This is a genomic window from Candidatus Accumulibacter meliphilus, from assembly GCF_036625345.1.
GTDB lineage: Bacteria > Pseudomonadota > Gammaproteobacteria > Burkholderiales > Rhodocyclaceae > Accumulibacter > Accumulibacter meliphilus.
Window position 1 is genome coordinate 242450 of the sequence record NZ_JAZKTZ010000006.1, and the last position, 22020, is coordinate 264469.

Genomic DNA, 22020 nt, shown 5'->3' on the forward strand with positions numbered 1-22020 from the left:
AGTTTTGCCCACGCCAGCCAAGCCAGTTTGCTTTCGGATTCGCGATCGTCATCACGCCGCGCGGGACTTTCCCTCGACGAACTGCAGGAAAGCGTCTGCATTCCGCCAGACGTCAGCCTGCGCCAGCACTCGTGCCGAGAGTTCGTGGGTCGTCGCGGCATAACAGGCTGGCACGAGCAATTTCTGCAGCGCGGCAAGACACTCCTGAGCATCGGACGCAAACAGCGCCCCGCAGGGGAGAAAGCGCTCGGCATCGGGTAGCGGCGAACAGACGGTCGGTGTACCCCAAAAGCCCGCTTCCAGAACTTTCAGCGCCGACTTGCACTGGGTGAACGGCGTCACTTCCAGCGGCGCGAGATTGACCCATGCCGTTCGCACACGTTCAGCGAAGGCAGCGAAGGGGACTTTTTCGTGGTGCACAACCTGACCCTGGCGAGCTCGCAGGTCGAAGCGCAACGGACCGGTGACTTCCAGCCGTGCCCGAGGATTGGCGTGCAGGAAGCTTTCGATTCCCGAAGCATACACATCGAAATCTCGATCATGGCTGCGCGTGCCGGGAAAATAGGTCACCACAGGCTGATCAGGAGTTGCTCCGCAATCCCTTTTGGCATCTCGCCAGCTCATATGTACCGCGTTCGGCAACACCCGAACTGCCACGTCCGGAAAACAACGTCGTACATGCGCCGCCAAGGCCTCCGTCGAAACGCTCACCCGGTCGAAACAGGCGAGTGCGGCCGCATGCTCGGCAAACTGCCGCGCGACCTTCGGCAGCGCCATTTGCTCATTGACGACGCCAGGGCTGTAGCGCGACAGCTGCGGATCGAATATCAGATCGTCCACATCCGCCAACACGGTCGTCCCCTGACGTCGCAACCACCACAACAGCGATCGCCAGATCAGGGAATAGCGCGGGCGATGAAAGACCGCCACGTCGAAGCGCTGCCCGGGGCGCAGCTGTGACCAATGCAGCCAGGTCACTCGGTGACCGAGCTTCTGCAGCGCCAGGCCCAGGTTTTCGCAGCGATACACGAAGGAAGGGTCCCGCCAAAAGAGCTGTGGATTGCGGTTGCACGCCAGAAAGGCGATGTTCAGCACCGATGCCCGAGAATCGGCAGGCGGCACCTTTAAGGCAACCACGGCTTGCTGACTGCTGGCGAATGGCTCAAGGAGAAATCCGGCCGCTCGTAGCTCAGGTTCGGATTGTAGAACGGGTCATGATGGAGAATGCCCTGCCAACGCTTGCGCATGTATTGCACTTCTCGCCGCGCACGCCTGATTTTTTCCGGGCTGTCCTCCTTGCCCCGGGAAACCGACTCGTGGTGATATAACTCGGCATAGGGCGTCCATACCACGCGGCGCTTCGCGTCGCGAACGCGCAAGCAATAATCAACATCGTTGAATGCCACGGGCAGGTTGACGGCATCCAGCCCCCCGAGATCCTGATAGAGCTTTTTCCAGGTCAACAGGCACGCTCCGGTGACCGCTGACAGGTCTTGTGCCTGCACAGCCCGACCGCAATAGCCCGGCGCGTCGTGCGCCAGGAAGGAATGCAGATGATGGGCCAGGCCACCCGGACCGACGGTGTCACCCGCGTGCTGCACCCGACCATCGCCGAAATAAAGCTTGGCACCGACCACGCCCACATCCGCCTGGATCAGATGGCCGAGCATTTCCTCAAGCCAGTCCGGAGTGATGACTTCGGTATCGTTGTTGAGCAAGCAGAGCACCTCACCGCCGGCGTTTGCAGTAGCGAAATTGTTGATCGCCGAAAAGTTGAAGACCTGTGGATAGCGCAAGACGCGGACCTGAGAACGCCCTTCCAGTGCCCTCAGATACTGCAGGGTCTCCGCATCGCTACTCTGGTTATCGACCACCAGCAGTTCGAAATTTCGATAGGTACTCCTGGACAACACGCTCTCGACGCAGGCATGCAAATGGTGCAACTCGTCGCGCGTCGGAATGATGATGGTGACCAATGGGCCAAGCGCCGGCAACTTGTAACGCACCCGGCAATAGCGGTGTTTCGACAGCGTGGTCTCCGCGTCGACTCCCAAACGCGACAAGTGCTCAGCCACCGGCTTAATCAGCAGCGCTTCATCACCAACAGACTCGTCGCCTGCCGGCTTTGGCAAGTGCAGCAATACGGCCGTTATGTGTTGTATCGCCGCAGAAGGCATTCGCTCTGTCGCGCGCAGGAGATAAGCATGCAAACCTTCCCCCGCCATACCATTCGCGAGAGCCATGGCAACACTATCGAGCGCTACGGACGACACTTCTGCCACCAGATCCGCGCGTAGCGCGACCGCCGACTGAAGATAATTCGACGATCGCAGCAGTTCGAGCGACCAATCCGGTTTGAACTCCGGGTCAACGCGACAACCGTCAGCATCCAGATGGTCATGATCCGAGTAAAGCAGCCTGCTCTGCGGCGATGACAAGGCCGTGCTTGCGTACCAATACAAGGCGTGCTCGCCAAGGACTGCCCCGGCTGGGAGCGTCATCCACCAGTCGTGTTCGCCGAGCCCAGAAACAGAACTCTCGTCGGCACGCTGCAAGCTTTGCAGCGAGTGCACACTGAGCCACTCGGGGCCGATCGAGAGTGCTTCCCGCATGTCTGTCAGCTCGTTTTCCGGTGCCAGCACCAGCACACGCACGTGGAGATAGAGCTGACTCTGCAGCGAGCTCAAAGTGAGCTTCAGTTGATCAATCTCTGCCACCCCGGCGAAAACCAGCAGCCCGAAAGCTGGCCGTTTCCGCCACTGCTTTGAGTGCCGAAGCATACGTCGGCGGTCATCGCCGGTCAGAGCATCAACGCGCTCCAGCCATTGAGCATAGTTCAGGGTGGGATAGTAGCCCCTCAGACGACCTGCAAGCTCATACGATTTCCGCAAACCGAGGAGTGGCGTATGCCAGTGCAGACCCATTTTTTCACGCTGACTGCGTGGCTTGGTGAGGAAAATGTGCCGTACTCGCTGCGCTCGTCGCAGCGCTACCCCGGCGGCATTGACCTTTTGCAGGGAGAGGTTCAGCAGTTCAAAACTTCCGGCCCCCCCCATGGGCTGAAACTCCAGCCGTACCACACCCGGCTGAAAATAAAGGAGTTCAAGAATCGTGCCCTTGAGCGATACCGGAATGTGGTACTCGACCCAGGTTGTGAAGGGACCGGCAACTTCGGCAAGCAGTGCCGTCGTGAAGTCCATACCGCGGCGATGAAGTTCGCCTCTTAACAACACCCAGCCGCTGAGGTAGTGCCCGCTCTCCGGCAGCAATTCCAATCGCGGCTCCGGTCCCGTCACCAGCCAGGTTCCCGTGCCGTCCACATGGCCAATATCGGCCAAGCCCTGTGCTTTCAGGGTCACCCTGCGCAAAGGCTTCGGCGACGGCGAGTGGCCGGGCATGAATTTGCGCCACATTAAGCGACAGCCTGCGAAGACGAGTGCGGTGCCGCTACGGGTATCGTCATGGCACCGCTATCAGCGTCGACGCCACAGCCTTGCCCCGACTCCTGCCAAAAATTTCCGACTCAAAGACGGCTTGCCGGGCGTGCATTGCGAGATCCCGAGGCGAGCGGCCGGCATCTCTTCTCCGTTGACGATAAATCCGAATTCCATCCCCGCTGGCAGCTCGTCTTTTCTCAATCCAGCGAACTGAAATCCACAATAAGCCAGCGTCTCGGGAACCGCAGGCTGATCCTTCAGGCGCAGCTTGACGACATCTTCCCGCCGCTTCTCGAGCTTGAATACCTGCGTAACACCCTTCAAGCGAACGTAGCACCGAACCCCCTCGACATTCAGGTCGCTTGGCAATGCCCAGCCGGACACGGTGAATCCTTCATGTTCGGTAAGAACTTGACCATTGACCGGCTGGTCCAGATGCCAGCCGGAAAAAAACTGAGCCAGAGCCGGTGAGCTCACTCTCTTGACCTGAAAGGCCGCGACCGTCGCTTGGCTGGCCGTCAGGTCAAGCAGCGATTCTGCATACCTGCTCGCCTTCTTGGCGGCGTCGCCAGGGCCAGACATACTTTTTTCCATTTCCCAGTTGAGCACTACCGGTACGTAGCCTCTCTCGTCGAAAGCAGCCTTCACCTCCTGCTGATATTTTTCCGGAACGTAGGAGTCAAGCGCAAACTCGCCGCCGCCACCCTGACGGCACCATACTTCAACCAGGTCGCCCGCCAGGCCCTGCGCAAACACCTTGTCCGCTACCCGGTCATACTGCGGTGAAAAGTCCTCACATATGATCGATGCCAAGGCCTCTGACGCGGGGATCTGGCGATCTGAAAGCTTCCGGTAGGTAAGGTCGCCGGACACTACAGGTACTTTCGCTTTCGCAAAAAGAGTCCGACAGAGCGTCGTCTTGCCCGAGCCGGGTGATTCGAGAAGCAGGAACACAAAGGGCCGCTGGCGGCGCACATGGACGACGTAACGCGACAAGGGGTCGCCCGCCTGTTGAACGCTGTAGCCGACGATCTTCCAGGCATACTCCGCAAGGATTTCGGCGAGCTTGCCACGGCTGGGAAACAGGCGCTCGTCGATGCTCCTCTTGACCGAAACCCATTCACTCTTGCCCGAGGGAGCAATGCCCATCTCCAGCACCAGTGTGCCATTGTCGGACAAGGACTCCATCAAGCGATGAATCAGAGCCGCCTGATCCTCCGCATAGTGGAGTGCGGAAGCGAGCAGGATGACGTCAAACCTGCCGTCCGGCAACTGCTGCCAAGACTGCGCAAAGAAGCGGCAGTCCGGAAACCTGACCTGTGCTCGGCTGACGGCAACCCTGGATTTATCAATTCCGATAGCCTCCGATGCGCCATCAAAGCGGGCATAGCCACAAAAGAAGCCTTCATTACAGCCGACATCGAGGAAACGCTTGCCCTGAAACGAAGGCAGGCGCAACGCCTTGAGCTTGGCGAAAGACTCTGAAGCCCCATTTACGCCCGGAAAGCTTTGATACTGCGTCATTCACCTATTTCCTATTGCTTGATTCATCCAGAGCTGCGGCCCAGCCGGCGACGCGCACGGGGCCAGGAGGCGCCCAAAAAGTGGGCTTGCGATGCCGTCTTCAGCCCGCCGGATGGCGCAGAGGCACGACGAAGCTAGCTGACGAGAAGTTCACAAAAACCGCGCCAAGGCGCCGCCAAGCGCCGCTTTCAAAGCGGCTGCGTCATAGTTCCTCGCGGCATGAGTCCGCGCAGCCTCGCCCATGCGTCGCCATAGCTGCGGATCCTGAAACAGCAACTGCACCCGCGCGGCCACCGTCGTCACGTCGCCCGGTGCCACCAGGAAGCCGGTCTTGCCCTCCACCACCAGTTCCGACAAAGCGCCGCGATTGTAACAAACTACCGGCCGCCGGGCGGCCATCGCTTCCAGCACAGTGCGGCCAAACGACTCCTCGACGCTTGAAAGGCTGAGCACGACATGCGCCTCAGCCAGCGCCGCCTGCGGCGTGGCGGCGTAGCCAGCGAACATCAGGTTGCCGCTTAGTACGCCTTCGAGCTGCTGCGCTCTCAAGGCAGCGATCACTGGCGTCTCCGGGCCAATCAACAAGCAGCGTATTCCGGGCGCGAGCGTGGCCAGCTGCCGTGCCACTTCGACGAAGTCGGCCACGCCCTTCTTGGCCTCATTGCTGCTGATCATAGCCACATTGAAGCCATCATTCTGCGCTGGGAACGGCAAGTCGAAGCGGGAGCAATGCACGATGTTTGGCACCACATGCATCGGCAGCCTGGCCGTGTCTTCACTCTCACCCTGCAGGTACCGCAACACCCTCCGCGAGTTGGCAATCAAGCCGTCCGCATGCGTCAGCAGTCGCTGGCGGATTTGCTCCGCGCTGGCCCCAAGAACGCAGCAGAGAGCTGGGTCACTCTCCGGCACTTCGCGGACGTGAACTGCCGCCGGCAGCTGCAAGCTTCTTGCCGCCAATAGCGGCTCATCGTGCACCAGCGTATTCAGGTAGACGAGGTCCACCTCATGAGTTCGCATCAGGCGCTGAAAATTCATCAAGGTCGCCGCACACGGCGCCACGCCCAGCTTCCACCAACCGTATGGAAGCACCGCGATGGCAGTCGCGCGCTGCCTGATCTCAGCGAAATAACCCAGATGGTGCACGCCGGGGAGAGAGACCAACACGTTCATCCCCAGCTGATTGAGTCCGTCCAGAACATCGAGGAAAGAAATCTCGGCACCAAACAACTGTGGTCCCGCCAGATGTGCGCACACCAGAACCGTGGGAGCATTGGCGCGCCGGGTCAGCGCCCCGACAAACGTCGGTAGAGGCTCCAGGCCCTCCTCTCCGCCACGCTCGAGGTAGTCGATCAGCGCACTGATCGCAGAAGCCGTTCCCGCGCCCTTCGTTGCCTTGGCAGCACACGGGAGATGGCGTGCCCGATAGCCACTACTGCTGAAGCCCGGTCCCGGATCACGATCTTCATGCATGCCGTGGGCGAGAAAATGCCACAGGCCATCCACTCCCTTGTCAGCCAAATCCGGGTAACGCAGCAGGTACCAGTCGGAATCGAACAATCCGGAATCCAGTACCCGCCACCCAAGGGGCGGCTTCGGCAGCCCGCCGACGCGTCGTTGAACCCTGCCAGCGCAACTGATCCAGACTGGCAAGACTGGAGGCTCCCGTGGCTCGGATTGCTCGCCAAGCAGCCAGGCATGATCGAGCACCTCCACCGACGGCGCATCGTCCAGCGGCAACGCAAGCCCGGAATGCGCCCAGAGAAACAGTCTCGAACAACGCACCGTCTGGCCTGGCAAGACCGTAAGCACCCTACGCTCTCTCAGCAAAGTCCGCACAGCTTCGCTGACCCGACCCAAGGTCGGTCGGGTAACGTCCGCAAGATGGAAAACGGCAAGTTGGCCAGCAAGCTCCGACAACTGGCGCAGGCAATCCTCGATCTTCGCGGCCTGGGGCGAATCGGTCGAGAAATCAGCCACCAGCAATCGCGCGAACTCGTTGGCAGGCGGCTGACGCAACATCGTTTCTGGCGCCGGAAAAGGGCGCTTCAGCGCTTGCGCAGGCAAGGGAGAAAAGCCTGCCCGCCGTATTTGCCGGTGCCAGGATTCGAACGACTCCTGGTACTCCCGCCGCAATCCGTAATACAAGCTGCGGGCGTGCGTTTCCGATCGCTGGGTCAGTGAATGCGGGTGATGCCGCCCAAACGACAAAGGCACGCCGGGTAGGACTTCCCTGATCGCCCGCCCCCCATAAATGCTCAGGATGCGATAGTAGAATTCGGCGTCTGCACCCACCGTAACGGCATCCCAATAACCCAGGACGTCCACCGCCTCACGACGAACCATCAGCGAGGAAATATTGCAGTGTACCCACTGCGCCTGCAGACGCGGATGTTGTTGTGAGAAGACAAGCGCGGAACTACAACGCACCCAGTTGGAAACCGAGGCCTGACAGGCTGGCGAAGCGAGCACGGCCGTTACCTGCAAGGCCAGCTTCTCGGGGTGCGACCAATCGTCTGCGTCGTGCGTGGTAACAAAAGCTCCCGAGGCATGTGCCAGCCCGGTGTTGCGCGCGGCATAGGCGCCCTGGTTGGCGCCATGTTGCAGCAGGATCACGCGCTCATCATGCCTCGCCAGCTCACGCACCAACTCGACGCTGCCATCGGTACTGCAGTCGTCCACCACCAGCACTTCGAGCTTGCGCCAGGTCTGCTGCAGGACACTCTCCAATGCGGTCGTCACGGTTGCGACGGCGTTGCAGAGTGGAACGATGACACTCACCTTCGGCTGGGACCCAGTCTCGATTGCGGGAACGGGCGCAAGCGTAAGGTTATCGAGCGACAGCGCCTGCCCAAGGTCTCGAAGCCTGATTGCTGCCACCCCCCCCAGCAACAAGGCCCGATTGATCCATTCCAGGCGACGCCCAGCTGGCTCATCGAACCAGGTGTTGGCATAGGCCAAATACAGGTCAGGCGTGTTGGGTCGCTGCGTCAAGGCAAGCCTCAGCACTCGCCGGGCATCAATCAAGCGCCCCTCACGGCGCAAAGCATCGCCTTCCAACAAGACCGGTCCGGCCGGGCTCGGGCAGTTCGCCGCATGGGACTGCGCAGCAAGGCTTGCCGCCCTGCACCAATTCCCATCCTGAAATGCCAGCCAACCGGCCAGCACCCAGGCCGCATAGGCGCGCTCCTCGGGGCGCGCGCCATCGTCGACCAACAGCCTCTCCAGCGCCTCACGAGCCCACTGCGAAAAACCACCCCACAGCTTCGCTTCGAGCAAGCAGGCTCGGTTCTCCCTCGGCAATCGCCCCTCGCGGCGACCATGGCTGAGGTAGTGCTGAAGCGGATCAATTCCAGCCGCGGCGACATCGGGATAGGTATGCAAGTACCAATCTGGACAGAAATCAAGATCCGCCTCGGTCGAAGCAGGCGCAACTACCCGCCTAAGATCTCGCGCCGACATTCCACATCCCCCACTCGAGTTGTGCCGCCGTGGTCTGCGCGTTATACGCCAGCCGCGCCAATTCTTCCCCCGGCAGCTTCGCACAATGCGCCAGCACAGCTTCCAGCGATTCCTGGTCACGATAGGAGAAGCCGTTCCAGCCTTCAAGCACATACGCCGGAATCGTCCCGCAAGCGGGCGCCAGAACCGGACGGCCGCAAGTGAACCAGTGAAACAAGGTACCCGACGTCAGAATCGCGCTGTACGACAAGAAGCCAATATCTGCCGCGCGCATGCACGCGGTCAGTTCCTCGTCGCTCAAGAAACCGTCACGAACGATGACGCGCGGATGGCGATTTTCCTGCAACCACTGCCTGACGCCCGGCGAATCAACCCGCCCAGCAATCACCAGCTTCATGCGCGGCACTGTTGTCAGCTGATCCAACAGCACGGGCAAGTACTCGCCCAAGCCCTTGTAATCGCGAATCCGACCGACGTGCGTCAGCACAAAGTCGTCCTGCCCCAAGCCTAGTGACTGGCGGGCCGTACTGCGGGCAACTTGGCTGGCAGCGGCGACACCATAGCTACCGTGCTCGCACAAGCACAGCTTGTGCTGATCCGGCAACCAGTCCAGCAGGCTTGCGACCAGCGGATGATGCACGAAAACGCGGTCAGACAGACGGTACAAGGCCTGCCGGAAAGCTATCTCAGCCGCCGCGTCGCAGGATTCATGGCTGATCTGGTTGTGGATCGTCCAGTAGAGCACGAAACCGCGTTGCCTCTGCCGCGCGAGCCGCGCCAGAAAATCCTCCGCGCCGCACTTCAGGGCTTCTCGGCTTTTCCCAGCCATAGGAGTAAACAGGCGATTTATCCAGTGGATATGCAGAATGTTGCTAAGACCCACCAACGGCGCCATCGAAAGAAACTCCTCCTCGTCCGATGTACCACGCACCTGACCGCCGGCCTCGCGCAACCGCGCGTACAGCAAGTCCTGGTAGGCATTGCCTGTGTAGTGCGGATAAAAGACCACGTGGTAGCTGGCCGCTGGTCGATCCAGGTGATTTGCCGGGGAAATCCGCGATACGGCGCCGCACAGTTCATGCAGCGGCCGAATATATCGATAGACCGACTGCACTGCAGACCAGAAGCTCCCGGGATCAGCGTCGTGCGCCTGCTGCAGCAGCGCCTGTTCAGCAGCCAACTCCCCATGTCGACGCGCCAGCAAAGCCAACAGAAGCAAGCCACCCGGTTCGCCGCTGCACTCGCAAAGATCAACGCATGCCAGCTCCAGAGTGCGTCGAGCACGTGCTGCATGCGGACCGAGGCTTGTCGGATCAAACTGATGAACGATATCTACCATGGCGCTGAGCACAACCCGATCACTATGCAGACCAGCGCCGTCCGTCTGTGCCAGGCAATGCACGGTTGATTGGAGATCCCCACAGCCCAGAAAGCGCAAGGCAACTTCATTCAGCAAGACTTTTGCCGTGTCGCTGCAGGACTGCCAGGGCCCAGGGGCGACAGCATTCAGCAAACGGGCGATCCCCTCGAAACACGCCCCCTCACGCAACAGCGACAAAGCGAGCGATATATCCTGACTCAGCGGTCGCCGCAGCTTTTGGGCATTGAGCGACCCACCCTTGACCGCCAAGTCCGCGAAATCCTCCGCAATGCGCTCATCGAAACGGCGGTTGGTCGGATCCTGGCGCCAATACGAACCTTCATCGCGTAGATACAAGCCGAGCGGCGAGCTGCTGAAATGGAACAGCGTGCCACCTCGTCCGGCCCGCAACCAGAAAGCCCAATCGGCAGAGGGGCCGTAGCGCTTCTCGTCGAATTCGCCAGCCCGCGCGTGCAACAATCTGCGCCACAGCGGCATGCAATGCGGCAGATTACGTGCTGTCAGTCCATCTGGTCCTTGCTTGAAAAGCCCGCTTACGGCATAGACCTGATCGCCCATATCGGCAAACCACACCGGGCAATCCGCCGAATCAGCCCAAGCCAGATTTTTTTCGGTCGAGATGCGCAGCGCCGTACTGGCCACGTCAACCTCGGCCATCGACTTCAGGACGCCTAGCAGCTGCGCCAGATGTTCCGGGGCACGGCGATCATCCAGGTTGGCATTGGAAATGTAGCGTGCCGTCGACAAACGCACCCCGAGATTCCACACCTCATACAAGCCTGGGTCGTCCGCCAGGTTGAGATACACCGCGCCTGGATGTTCACGCACATGCCGCACCAACCTCGCATGTTCGTCGCCAGGCGACGCTGCCCTGATCAGCAGATGCTCACAGTCGGCATAGCCGTGCAGCATGGCTGCATTTTGCAAAAAACCATCAAGATACTCGTCGCCCTGAAATACCGAGCTGATCAACGTCACAGTATGGCAAGCGAGTTGCAGCGATGGCCCTGCGTCGATGACACCCCGAGCCCGCTTGGTCACCAAGCACTTCCAGCAGAGGTAAGCATCCACCTGCGCCGGCGCTTCACGCGGCTGAATGTAAATCTTCGCCACATTCAACAGCAGCTTTCGTGACAACGCCGCGCTACCGGTGAGATAGGCAAAGTTTGTCCTCGTCGCCGGCGGCAGACCGGTGAAAGATCCGATACCGGCCACCACACCCATCTCCACACACGCCCTACCCACAAAGCTCAGCCAAGCCTGTTGGTCTTCGGCGGTCAGCGCTGAAAGATCAAGCAAAAGCTCGCTGGCCGTATCCGGCTCCCCGCAAAGCCGCCTCAACAAGGTATCATCACCCAAACTACCCTAATCGCTTCACTAACCGTTAAAATTCCCACCAATTTTGAAACTCATTTAACCTCATGCCTCGGTCTTACAACAAGGTCGACTCAGCCACGACGGCCGCGATTTAGTGTCGTCACATAGTGAACAAAATCTTCGGCCTGGTCCGCTCTTACCGGAAATAAAAAAAATGCATCCAGTGACGGCGTATTGAAGGTGATTCTCTCTGGGAACTCGGCTACGTCAAACCGCTCCAAAAGTGACTCAAGAAGCACCACCGGATCCGTGCCTTGCGACTCAAGCCAAAGCGGAGCGAACTCCATCTTGATCATCCAGTCACTACGCACTCCAATGTATGGCTCCAAGCCGCGCAGCACCTTTTCCTCAAAACCTTGCGTATCTATCTTGAGAAACACGCCACCTTCATTGAAGCCGTGCTCAAGTATCAAATCCGCCACCCGAACAGTTCGTACTCGCACATGCTCCCAGCTCGGCATACTGACGCGATTGTCAAGCGAACTTGTCGGATTCAGGGAGAACGTCGTTTCATCGCTTGCCGCGTCTCCCGCTATGGCATTCACCAGAGCCGCAAACTGAAGGTTATTGGCAAGGAAATTTCTGCGAACGCAAGGCACAAGCCTTGGATCCGCCTCGACACACATCACCCGCAAGCCCTGCCTTGCTGCCAGCAAGCCCACCAATCCATAATTTGCACCCACATCGCAAAAATTCCGAAACCCCGCTTGACGAATAAGCGGGTACAAGCTTGAAACCGACTCTTCGCATGCCTTGCGCTGCTCATACCACGGTGAATCGCGGGGATCCAGTTGACACAATACAATGTCGTTCAGTTGCAATTCTGAGTTCATTTTAAGCACTTCTCTCCCGAGCAAAGCGGCATCCTGTTGCGACCTGCTCAAAAATCCGCCAAAAATCGCGCTCACCCACGGCATCGCCACTAGAAACGCATTAGCTAGGGGACAGTTTCGACGTTTGCATCGTTTCGTGTAAAATGACGACCCGGCTCAAGCCAAGCCCTTCGCGGGCCCCCACCCCTGACCCTGCCCCCGAGGACGGGAAAACTCTCCTCGCCGGACATGATCGGAAGCTGGCCGCGAAAGACCGCAACTAGACCAAAGCCCTTGCGCGTCGCGGTCTAGGGCGCGCGCGTCGTCCGTTTCGCACGAAACGATTAGAGCCTCTCGCAGGTGCTCCATGAGGCCCAGAGCTCCGGCCATTGTTGTTTGGCATACCTATGAAGCAACCGAGCACCGTTGTGTTGCGACCATAGTAGTCAGGCGCAGAGAAGTAATGCAACCCAGAAAAGAACACACATCCTTATGGATCAAGCACGCAAATTCGGGAACTAGCTGAGAAGCACCAACGCCAAGCATGCTTGCCAATAACGCAATTGACCGCAATTGCCAAAAATCACGGTGACTCACCGCAACGTTGTATTAGTTGTTCATCGTAATGCCTCAAAGTAATACGTATTTGTCATCCACGACCAATCTTCTTCACCCTTTTTGGCATCAAGCAATACCACCTTGTCTTTGAACCCGGCATCTTCCAACAACATATCAATGCCTCCGTAGTCAACCGTCCAGTCGGTAGATCTATTTTCGCTTGTTGTGGGAGAGGAAAATATGCATCTCCCCGTGTTCCGCATCATGTATCTCATCAGAGAAATAACATCCGCTCGCTTCATGTGGTAAATGAGGCCGATACAAAATCCAATATCGTGGCTACCCAGAACGTCATCTAGTTGCGCTTCCGTTTTATTCCCTAATGAAAAGGCGATGAGTTTGGTCTGCTGTTGATAGTTCGATGTGTTGTTAATTACAAACCGAAGTTGTCGGAAGAAGTGTTCACTTCCCTCGACGCACGTAACAAACGATGCACCTCTGCTAAGCATTTCAATTGTCGAGCCACCCGCGTTACATCCCAAGTCAATAACTGACTTCCCTTGAAAAAACTCTCTGCCAAGTCTTACGTCGAATAGCTTGCTGAATAACAAATCCTTGTTCCGCCCCGCTTTATGGTCTATGGACTTGGTGCTGACTCCGCGAATAGATACATCCTCCCACCACGGTTTAAGCTCTTCGATTTGGCGTTTAATTTCTAGCATGAACTAAAATCCTTTTTCCAATGAGAAACAAATTTCCTCATACAAATAGAGTACGCACAAATGCAACATCGTCAGCGCTACACGCTTGTTGAGCTTCGCAGGCTTTCATGTAAGCATCCACCGCACTGCGTTTGTAGAGGAACATCGAATCATTCGCACGCGCGAGGTCAATATAAGCCGAAACTGCGTCCGCGTACCGACCTTTGCGGTAAAGGTCGTTCGCACTGCGGAAGTCCACCGCCCCAGCGGTGCCCCTCGCTTCGGCCCCAAGCAGCTCCCTGTAGCTGACACGCTCGAAAATTTCGAGACTGCCACCAACCGTAGCGTTAAATATCTTCCTGCCTGTGGCCTCATAAACCAACTTGGCCATCTTGTAATTTAGAGCAACTCGATCCAGCTTTGGATCCTTCCAAGTTTTCCCCTTGCCAAAGTAATCCTTGTGAAAATGATTCATGTCGTCAGTATCCGACAAAAGAACATCCCCTGTCCGCTTGTGAGATTGCGGTATTACATAACCAAAATCCATCCCGATAAGATAAACCTCAGAAAACCCCATAAAATATGCAAGCTGCAGATTAATATAAGTCACAGACTGACCACAGTAAAGCACGTCTGTCGCGTCTGTGGAAAAACGTGGCACCACATAATTCGGCGACGACTTCTCATAGAAACCCCGATTCATCCGAAAAAAGAACGTATTAGGCTGTTTCGGGTGAAGTTTCCGATAGTTGGTTGGAAAAAATTTGAACGGAGCATCGAACTGTCGTATCTCCTCAATGTTTTCCTTCATGACCGAGCTATCTTCAACGACATAAAAGAAAGGTCGAAAACCAGTCTCCCTAGTTTTATAATAGAACGAATTTACTCCGAATGTGTACTCGCCCTCCAACAAAGACAGATCATGCTTATTTAATGAAGGACCATTTCCTATGATAAAACACCTTTTCCCCTTGAACGCATTGTAGAATATCCCGATTTCCTCAGAGTCGGGGAGAGGAGCGCTTTCGTAAATCTCTTTTACGGCGTAACTGTCCAGCGATTGAAAGTCTGGCGGATACGTAACGTCTGCAGTCTTGATTGGCAAAACAGAGCGCGGCACAATGCCATTGACCGACGGTTTGACGGGCTTTCTGTACAAATCTGGATCGCCGAAAGAATCGGCCCGTTCAATCATCAACCTCAACGTCTCAGAGCTCGATGGGTGATTGCAGTTCTTGTGAATGAAGTCGTAGGGCCCGAGTGTCGGATCATAATTGCAGCGGTAGTTCGACTGAAGATGTCCGTATATTTCATCGAAACGAATACGACCTTTAGCGTCGGACGCATGATGCAGGTGAACGTAAGTTTCATTAGCGACGCGAATTCGAGCAGGATCTAGGTGATTGTATAGCGTGACATCAAGCGCCCGATCCTCGCAGCTATACCCCACATATTGTTCGAAACCCTTTAAAGCGACAAAAACATCTCGCCTGATAATCAAAATACCACCAGAGATAGTCACTGGGTTCTTGATTTTCTGTGGATTGCACAAGGAATTTATGGTTCTTGTGCTTCTTACGTGCGCGGACTCCTTCTCGTCGGTGTAATAGATATTCTGATACGGGGAAATGGCGTCATATTTTGAATAACAAGCCTTGACCTCACTTACAAAATTCGCACCAGTGAGAACGTCAGTGTCCATCAAGACCACGACATCTACACTTTCGCAGAAGCGGCTGACTGCGACGTTGTAGCCCCACCCACGATTGTACTCATCGGGGTTATAGATAAACTCATGCCGCACATAACGCTTGGCGCCGAGACTAGGCAGGTCCACGCGCGTCGTTACGTCTTGTTCAATTAGCAAGACATCGAAAAGCTCCCCGTAGTAAAAATCAAGCCAGTCGAGAAGAAAACGCAGGTTGTTCGTTCGGATCTCATCAACAGGGTCGAGTCGGACGCCAATGATCAGCGTTGCTAGACAGGATTTGCACGTAACAGAGGTCAAGATAGCAGGCTTCTTCTTTGTAGTTATCCGCTCCAGTGCGCGCATACCGGAAAAAACATTTGCTTTCACCGCCACCGGTCCACCTGGTGCCACTGCCGGACGTGCTCCTACTGCATTTTTAATTCGACTCACCTCAATCACCTCTACTATTCTTTCGTATATATAGTCACTACCACGCTGAGTAAGATGCAAATTATCGCACGTGTACTCCTTGACCTCCTCCTGAGACCATTTAAGCAAATCAATGACTTTTGCTGTAGTCAGTGATTTGCTGAATAATTCCGAAAAGCCATGTACCAGAGAAATATTAGCGGGTCGCTCACGGCGGTAGTCACCGCTCCAGCCCTCGACAAATCGATTCGCGGTAATAAAAATCAAATTGGGGATAGCTTTTAGCCGAGGAAGCAGCGAGCGCCCTGCCATCTCCAAACTATACATATTGGCCGTCTTTTCTCCCTCAAAAAGCGTGCCCAGAGGCCGATCGAAGTGGCGCGCCATCTCTGCCTCACCAAACACCTCGTCGAAAACCTTCTTCTTGCAATTTACTATCTTCTTCGAATAGTCGCGCGTGTTCAGTTCGAGATTTTCGGTGTTCAAAGTCATCGGATTGTCGTAAAGATCAGCCATGGCGCTACTCCAGCGTCGCGGAGACCACTCGACAATCCCGGTGTATAGAATAACGTGATCGTAGCTCTTAAGCTTTTCCTCCTCAAAATTCTCCAGGAAATCCAGGGTCGTCGTCCACTTCATTGGGCACAAAAACAGGTCGACATCGAGTCCATCGTCGGCTGCAAGTCGTTCTCCGAAGATTGGATACTGACCACCGGCAGGCTTGTGTTGCCCACGGCTATCACAAAAAACCAGAATTCTCTTCTTGTTCTTTCGAACAGCAGGAGTCCGCGGAATATTTCCCACCGAAAGTGGCGATAGATTCGAACTTAGTGAGAGGTAACGTAACAGCGAATCAGCAGCCGAAACGATAACCGGGAACTTGGCAGCCGTTGTGACAGACGAGACAAATTTCTGAGCTACTGGCAGCCAACCAGTAGACTTGTAAATTGTTGGCGATGGATAGATCTCCTCAACCGAAAAACGCCCGAATTCGTATTGCTTGCGATAGAAGTGGTGCTCAAGTGTGCGAATGCTGCCTTCAGAAATGTTATTCTTCTCCGCAACTTCGATCGTCTTTTCAAAATTTAGACAAATATCATTCGATTGCACATCGAAAATTATGCTGTATTGTCGATCGCCAATTGGAGTAGCAACAAAAGAAGCGTCAAAATAGCGAGACTCGAGCTTCTCAGTCTTTGTCGATTCTACGACTCTACAATTAGAAGCAAACACAGAGTAGATTGCAGCCCCCGTTCGATCCAAGCGCTTGCGACTTGTAATCTGTCCGGCGAGCAAGCACACATCCCTACCAAGCGGCACGGAAAAATCAGACAGGCCACCATTTCCTTCAATAAATCCTCGCAAGAGTTGCATCAAAGGACTGTCTGCTGACACGTCCTGGCGACTCGCAACCGTATGCACAGCACCGCGAATGAAATCGAAAGCGTATGACATCAGGTGGCCGCCGATCAACCTCTCGCCTTCAGCAACAGTCATGACCCCCTTCTTAACCTGGGCGCCAAATGAGTTGAGGAGATCGCGGATAGAATAAACCGCGCTTTGGGAAATAATGTAGTTCAACTCGGCTGAACTAAGCGCAACATGCATCGCCTCAACGCCCCGCAACAGGCCAATTCTAGAGTGCGACAGCAAGCTGCGATTGCTCTCGCCCATAAAAATGTCATGTATAGCAAAAGCATTCGTAACAAGATAATTATGACATCCCGCCATCATGCTGCGGAAGCCCATCTCTGAATCCTCGTAGCCAAATGGATTGAATATTTCGGCATATTCGCCGATCTGTTTGATTACCTTGGCGTGAAAGGCGACAACACCTCCAGCACATGATCCAACCCTTATAGGCTCACCGGATTCAACCGCATGCGTCAATACTGGCAACTCACTGCGCAGGGTAGGATGAGTCGTTCGGTAGGTTTCGAGCCAATCAAATCGATCCCAAGGTGCGGAAATTTCCGGCCCTGTCGGTGGGCCAAAATGTGCTTTCCAAAGGTTGCTGACGCCTGAATGATAAATGGTCCAAATTGCCTTTTCAAGGCCTCGTTTTTCTTTGACTACTTGCCACAGGTCGTTACGCCAATCGCTGCTCCGTTTCAATTGCTCGGAAAGCCCACTCCAATCTGTCGCCTTCTCAAGAACAGGAAAGAATCTCCGAACCTCGCGCCCATCCAACAACACGGGTTGGATAAAACCCAGCTTTGGATCACGCTTTGCGAGGTCTGCGTACCCCTTGGAAAGGCGCTCAAAATAGGCTGCATCATAGATAATGTCGGTATCACACGATATGAGAAACTCTGCACCAGCATCAACGGCACGTCGAATCAGGAGATTGCGCCCTCCGGCAACGCCAAAATTAATTCCTTCACAGTGGACCGAAATATAGGAGGATACCGAAGCCGCATAGGCCCTTAGGTTTTTACAGTCTTGGTCATTGATTAGAATATGGAGCGTGAAAGTCTCGTTCAACAACGGCCGAACTTGCTCTATGAAGCACGTCGCCTTTGCAAACTCATGGCGCATGTAGAGAGTAAATATACTAGTTTTCATTTTGATCAGAACAGCGAATTAAATTCGACGCGAGGGAACAGTTCAAGCTCCCCGCCCGGAGTCGCATTAAGTATTTTTCGGCCGGCCGATTCGAACTCGAACTTTGCTCTCATGTAGCTACGCAGAACTCGCCCTAAACGCGGGTCTTTCCAGGTTTTTCCAGCCCCAAAGTAATCTTTGTGAAAGTGATTCGGATCGTCGCCGTGTGAGCGAATATGGTTGCCGTCCTGATGATGAGACGGAGGCTTCTGATAGGAAAAGTCCATTCCCACCAGAATAACTTCAGAAAACCCCATGTAATAAGCCAGTTGCATGTTTATGTACGTTACCGATTGGCCGCAATAGAATTGTGGCATGTTCGTGATATTGAACTGAGGAACTCCGAAGCGATCCGGCTTGCTCCTGTTGTAGAAGGATGTATCCATGTCGAAAACGTAGCAGTGGTCGCGACAGGTCAGCTTTTCGGCATACTGTCTTGGAAGAATCTTTATCACGCCCTCGTAGGCAGCGATTGCTTCCTGGTTTTCTGTATAGACTAGATTGTCTTCGACCACGTAGTAAGTTGGGCGAAAGCCGTTAGTTTGTGTCATCAGAAATATGGAATTGACGCCGAACGAGACTTCCGAGCGCAATCGCTCAATATCAATCTTGTTCAGCGATGGCCCGTTGCCTAAAATAAAACAGCGCCCCAAATCGCTATTCGAATATAGTTGTGTAAGATCTTTCATTGCTTCCCTCTAAAATTAACACTGGCGATCGAAAAGAGCCATGCCGGTCAGAAGACCGTCGCTTTTCTGGCGCGCTTGCTCAATGGCGGTAGCCCCATCTTCCAGCCCGGCAAGCGTTGGGTTGGGTTGGGCAGCAGGCCGAGGTTGTAGCCGAGCATGCGGCCGTAGATAGGGGGGCTTCACTAGTAGTTTTCGCGCTTAACAGTCCGGGTCGAACAGGCGGCTAGCGATGCCGCCATCCAGTCCAATGCAAGCGCCATGGAGGAAGTTCATGCCCCCTGCGGAGATGGCGAGGGCCAGTCTCGCCACCTCTTCGGGTTGGCCGATGCGTTGCTGGGGATGGCACGCTTCAAGCTGGCGATAGAGTTCTGGCTTGCCATTGAATCCGTCCTTGAGCATGGCGGTTTCGATTGCCGCGGGTTCGATCGCATTAATGCGCACGCGCGGGCCGAGGTCGACCGCAAGGGCACGGGTCATGCCGGCTAGCGCGGCTTTGCTGGTGGCGTAGGCCACGAAGTTCTTCTTGGTGAGCCGGGCGTGGATGCTACCAATGTTAACGACGCAGCCCTTGGCCGCTTCAAGTTCGGGCAGCAGCGCCTGGGTGAGCAGGAAGGGGGCGAGCAGATTGACGTCTAACGTAGTGCGCAAATCCTGTCGACTGAGGCTTTCGGCGCCGCCGAGAATCTGGATAGCGGCGTTGTTGATAAGCGTGTTCAGGCCGGCACCATGGAGGGTTTTGCGGATCGCGGAAATGACTTCACTGGCGTAGACTTGGTCCTCGACGAAGCGCGCCAAATCGGCCTGCAGGTAACAGGTGCAATGCAGGTCTTGCGGCTGCGCAGCCATGTCAGTGGCGATGATGTGGTAGCCGGCGTCGTGGAAAACTTGCACCAACGAACGACCGATACCGCCCGCCGCGCCGGTGATAAGGGCGATTTTATTGAGCTGAGTCATCACATGCGCCAGAGATCGCTTGTTCAGCCCAGTGATGGGTGGCATCAACCATTTGTTTGGCTTGCTCCTCGGTTACCCACAACATGTCGGAACCTTCATAGCGCAAGGCCACGGCATAGGGGTTGAGTTGGCGCAAAAGAGCGGTTGTAACGGGCAGTCTTATGCCTGCGACTGTCGCAAGCTCTGCCAGGTATTCAAGATCGTGAGTTCTTTCCAGAGGCACGCCATGGAGGACCAAGACGACCTTGATAAATTTCTCACATGCCTGCTGAGCCAAAAACCCTACAGTCTCGTGCGGCGCACGTGCTGATTCGACAAGCAAGTGAAACGAGGTTCGGTCTCGACTGCCTGCGCCGAATAACTGCCGTGCCTCGTCAAGTGATGCATTCATACAAGACCTTGCCGGTGCGCACCGCATCGTAGACCGGCGACGTCTGCCAATTAACGCGTCGCTCGAACTCTTTCTGGTGATATAACAGGACGTCGACGCCTGCGCCAATCGCACCGATCGCACCACGTAAACGGCTGTATTCCTCAGCCATGTCGGGGATCTCGTCTTCAACTACAAGCAGGTCCAAATCGGACTGCTCATCGGCCGTCCCTTTGGCGTAAGAGCCAAAGAGGATGACCTTTAATGGTGAATGCGCAGCGCTTACCAGGCGCTGCACGGCTGAGGCAATTGTTTCTTGATTGACCACCTTAGCACTCCTTAAATTTCTGTAGAAGTAGCCCATGACATTTGGCCTTACGCGACACCGAGAAAGCAGATTAATTTGTCGATGGCGATTTCGCTGGTGCGCGTGACGGCATCGACGGTGTTCGATGCATTGTGCGAGCCGAAGATGCAGCGCGGGTGAGTGCGCAGGTAGGAATCCATCGGCAGCGGCTCGACTTCGAAGACGTCCAGCGCGGCGGAATAGACCTTGCCAGACTGTAGCGCAGCTTCCAGGGCAGGTTCATCGATCACCGGGCCGCGGCCGACGTTGACCACGCGCACACCATCCTTGGCCTTTCGCGAGTACGCCGGCATCGAGCATGTGGCGGCTACTAAGCGTGAGCGCGCAAGTAACGACAATGAAGTCCGCGCTTCTTCGATGCGCTGCGGCCATACGGCGCGCTGCACGGTGGGTAGTTCTGGGCTATTGGGAGCGAAGGGATCGTAGGCGATGACTTTCATGTCGGCTGCGATCAGGCGCCTGGCGGCGCTTTTGCCGATATCGCCAAAGCCGATGAGGGCGACAGTCTTGCCAGAGAGCGAAATGCCGCGCGGCTTGGGCCACTGCCTTGCGCGTACGGCGCGTCGATCTCGAAAGTCTCCCGCGCAAGGGCGATGACGTAGCCCACGGCGATATCGGCGACCTCGCCACCGAACATGTTGGGGGTGTTAACGATGGGGATGCCAAGGTCTTTGCAGGCGATGAAGTCGACGTTATCAACACCAATGCCCCACTTGACGGCAGCCTTGAGCTTGCCGGCCTTGCCGGCCATAAAGACTTCACGGGTCGCGGGGTCGTCGCCGATGATCCAGCCGTCGTGCTCGGGAACGAGTTCCTTGAGCTCTTCGACGCTCAGCGTCTGCACGACCTTGGCGGCGGTAACGTCGACGCCGTGCTTTTCGAAGATTGGGCGAAAGGTGTCGATCATGCCCAGCATCGGCGGGCAGGTAACGAGGACTTTCATTGGGCGTTATGTTCGAGCAGGTAGCGGGCGGCGACGACGGCGAAGTCCCAGTCGGCAGGGGTGTCGATGTCGATGGATTCAAAGAAGGGGCCTTCGTACATCATCGGCTGCTTACCGATGCGGGCGTTGGTCTTGGCGAAACTGTCGCGAGTGAAGAGGTAAAGGTTGGAGTTCTCTTCAAACCAGGGTTCGAGGTGCTGGGTCGGAATGAGGTTGTCGGGATCGTGGTTCACCGGGCTACAATCGGCGCGGTAGAAGCGTGTTTGCACCTTATCGACGGTGAAGAGCGAATCGGCCTTGCCAGCGACTCGAGCCTCCTGGAAAGGCAGCGAGCGCCTTACTGACAGTGTCGGCGCTCATCAATGGGTTGGTGGTGTGGGTCATCAGGTAAACGTCAGCCGGGACGTTGGCAATGTCGTCGGCGAGGACGAGGTTCATGCTCACCAAGTCACCGCAGATTTCCGGCTTGCGGTCGCGGATGGTAATCCGGTCAGTGTCCGTGAGGCCGTTATCGGCAAGAATCTGGCGGGCATCGGTGTTGATGATCACTTGGTCGATCTCTTTGACTTCGAGCAGGGTGTCGAGTATCCAGCGGAACAGCGGCTTGCCGCAGAAGTCGCGGAAGTTCTTGCCTTTGACGCGCTCGCTGTTGGCCTTCATGGGCAACAGGGCGACGATACGGGATTTGGCCGGCGTAGCGCTCATTCGGATTCCTTTATCAA

16 protein-coding genes are annotated in these 22020 nt (G+C 56.1%); all 16 read right to left on the bottom strand.

What is annotated here, in order from left to right; all coding sequences use genetic code 11:
- Positions 1-51: 51 nt before the first annotated feature.
- Positions 52-1029: a glycosyltransferase gene (locus tag V5B40_RS14150; protein WP_332355096.1), complete on the bottom strand. Its 978-nt coding sequence runs from the start codon at positions 1027-1029 to the stop codon at positions 52-54.
- Between the two features lie 95 nt (positions 1030-1124).
- Positions 1125-3413: a glycosyltransferase family 2 protein gene (locus tag V5B40_RS14155; RefSeq protein WP_332355097.1), complete on the bottom strand. Its 2289-nt coding sequence runs from the start codon at positions 3411-3413 to the stop codon at positions 1125-1127.
- A 60-nt stretch (positions 3414-3473) separates the two neighbouring features.
- A complete protein-coding gene (locus V5B40_RS14160; RefSeq protein WP_332355098.1) occupies positions 3474-4961 on the bottom strand; it encodes a methyltransferase domain-containing protein in 1488 nt (495 codons plus the stop codon).
- A gap of 150 nt (positions 4962-5111) precedes the next feature.
- Positions 5112-8240, bottom strand: a complete 3129-nt coding sequence (locus V5B40_RS14165) for a glycosyltransferase (RefSeq protein ID WP_332355099.1) — start codon at positions 8238-8240, stop codon at positions 5112-5114.
- 163 nt (positions 8241-8403) lie between these two features.
- Entirely contained in the window at positions 8404-11019 is a 2616-nt protein-coding gene (locus V5B40_RS14170) for a glycosyltransferase (RefSeq protein ID WP_332355100.1), read from the bottom strand.
- Between the two features lie 233 nt (positions 11020-11252).
- A complete protein-coding gene (locus V5B40_RS14175; protein WP_332355101.1) occupies positions 11253-12089 on the bottom strand; it encodes an FkbM family methyltransferase in 837 nt (278 codons plus the stop codon).
- Positions 12090-12610: 521 nt separating this feature from the next.
- Positions 12611-13273 (bottom strand): class I SAM-dependent methyltransferase, encoded by a 663-nt coding sequence (locus tag V5B40_RS14180; protein ID WP_332355102.1) that lies wholly within the window; start codon positions 13271-13273, stop codon positions 12611-12613.
- Positions 13274-13310: 37 nt separating this feature from the next.
- Entirely contained in the window at positions 13311-17855 is a 4545-nt protein-coding gene (locus V5B40_RS14185) for a 6-hydroxymethylpterin diphosphokinase MptE-like protein (protein ID WP_332355103.1), read from the bottom strand.
- 86 nt (positions 17856-17941) lie between these two features.
- A complete protein-coding gene (locus V5B40_RS14190; protein WP_332355104.1) occupies positions 17942-18664 on the bottom strand; it encodes a 6-hydroxymethylpterin diphosphokinase MptE-like protein in 723 nt (240 codons plus the stop codon).
- Between the two features lie 198 nt (positions 18665-18862).
- The gene (locus tag V5B40_RS14195) at positions 18863-19618 is read right to left on the bottom strand and encodes an SDR family NAD(P)-dependent oxidoreductase (RefSeq protein WP_332355226.1); all 756 of its coding nucleotides are present in this window, start codon (positions 19616-19618) and stop codon (positions 18863-18865) included.
- On the bottom strand, positions 19602-20009 hold the full coding sequence (locus tag V5B40_RS14200) for a HEPN domain-containing protein (protein ID WP_332355105.1): 408 nt from the start codon (positions 20007-20009) through the stop codon (positions 19602-19604). The genes V5B40_RS14195 and V5B40_RS14200 overlap by 17 nt, the downstream gene beginning before the upstream one ends.
- Entirely contained in the window at positions 19993-20352 is a 360-nt protein-coding gene (locus V5B40_RS14205; protein WP_332355106.1) for a nucleotidyltransferase domain-containing protein, read from the bottom strand. The genes V5B40_RS14200 and V5B40_RS14205 overlap by 17 nt, the downstream gene beginning before the upstream one ends.
- An 11-nt stretch (positions 20353-20363) precedes the next feature.
- Positions 20364-20879, bottom strand: coding sequence for an NAD(P)-dependent oxidoreductase (locus V5B40_RS14210; protein ID WP_332355227.1), 516 nt, complete (start codon positions 20877-20879; stop codon positions 20364-20366).
- On the bottom strand, positions 20807-21298 hold the full coding sequence (locus V5B40_RS14215; protein ID WP_332355107.1) for a hypothetical protein: 492 nt from the start codon (positions 21296-21298) through the stop codon (positions 20807-20809). Before V5B40_RS14215 ends, V5B40_RS14210 begins: the two co-directional genes overlap by 73 nt.
- Positions 21295-21531 carry a hypothetical protein gene (locus V5B40_RS14220; protein WP_332355108.1) on the bottom strand — a complete coding sequence of 79 codons (237 nt, stop codon included), beginning with the start codon at positions 21529-21531 and terminating at the stop codon, positions 21295-21297. Before V5B40_RS14220 ends, V5B40_RS14215 begins: the two co-directional genes overlap by 4 nt.
- Before the next feature lie 37 nt (positions 21532-21568).
- Positions 21569-22003 (bottom strand): cytidylyltransferase domain-containing protein, encoded by a 435-nt coding sequence (locus tag V5B40_RS14225; RefSeq protein ID WP_332355109.1) that lies wholly within the window; start codon positions 22001-22003, stop codon positions 21569-21571.
- Positions 22004-22020: the final 17 nt, after the last annotated feature.

Coding starts and splice junctions, on each gene's coding strand:
- V5B40_RS14190 (WP_332355104.1), bottom strand. CDS start 18,664: ATGAAAGATCTTACACAACTATATTCGAATAGCGATTTGGGGCGCTGT.
- V5B40_RS14195 (WP_332355226.1), bottom strand. CDS start 19,618: ATGACTCAGCTCAATAAAATCGCCCTTATCACCGGCGCGGCGGGCGGT.
- V5B40_RS14225 (WP_332355109.1), bottom strand. CDS start 22,003: ATGAGCGCTACGCCGGCCAAATCCCGTATCGTCGCCCTGTTGCCCATG.
- V5B40_RS14155 (WP_332355097.1), bottom strand. CDS start 3,413: ATGTGGCGCAAATTCATGCCCGGCCACTCGCCGTCGCCGAAGCCTTTG.
- V5B40_RS14180 (WP_332355102.1), bottom strand. CDS start 13,273: ATGCTAGAAATTAAACGCCAAATCGAAGAGCTTAAACCGTGGTGGGAG.
- V5B40_RS14205 (WP_332355106.1), bottom strand. CDS start 20,352: ATGGGCTACTTCTACAGAAATTTAAGGAGTGCTAAGGTGGTCAATCAA.
- V5B40_RS14200 (WP_332355105.1), bottom strand. CDS start 20,009: ATGAATGCATCACTTGACGAGGCACGGCAGTTATTCGGCGCAGGCAGT.
- V5B40_RS14160 (WP_332355098.1), bottom strand. CDS start 4,961: ATGACGCAGTATCAAAGCTTTCCGGGCGTAAATGGGGCTTCAGAGTCT.
- V5B40_RS14215 (WP_332355107.1), bottom strand. CDS start 21,298: ATGAAAGTCCTCGTTACCTGCCCGCCGATGCTGGGCATGATCGACACC.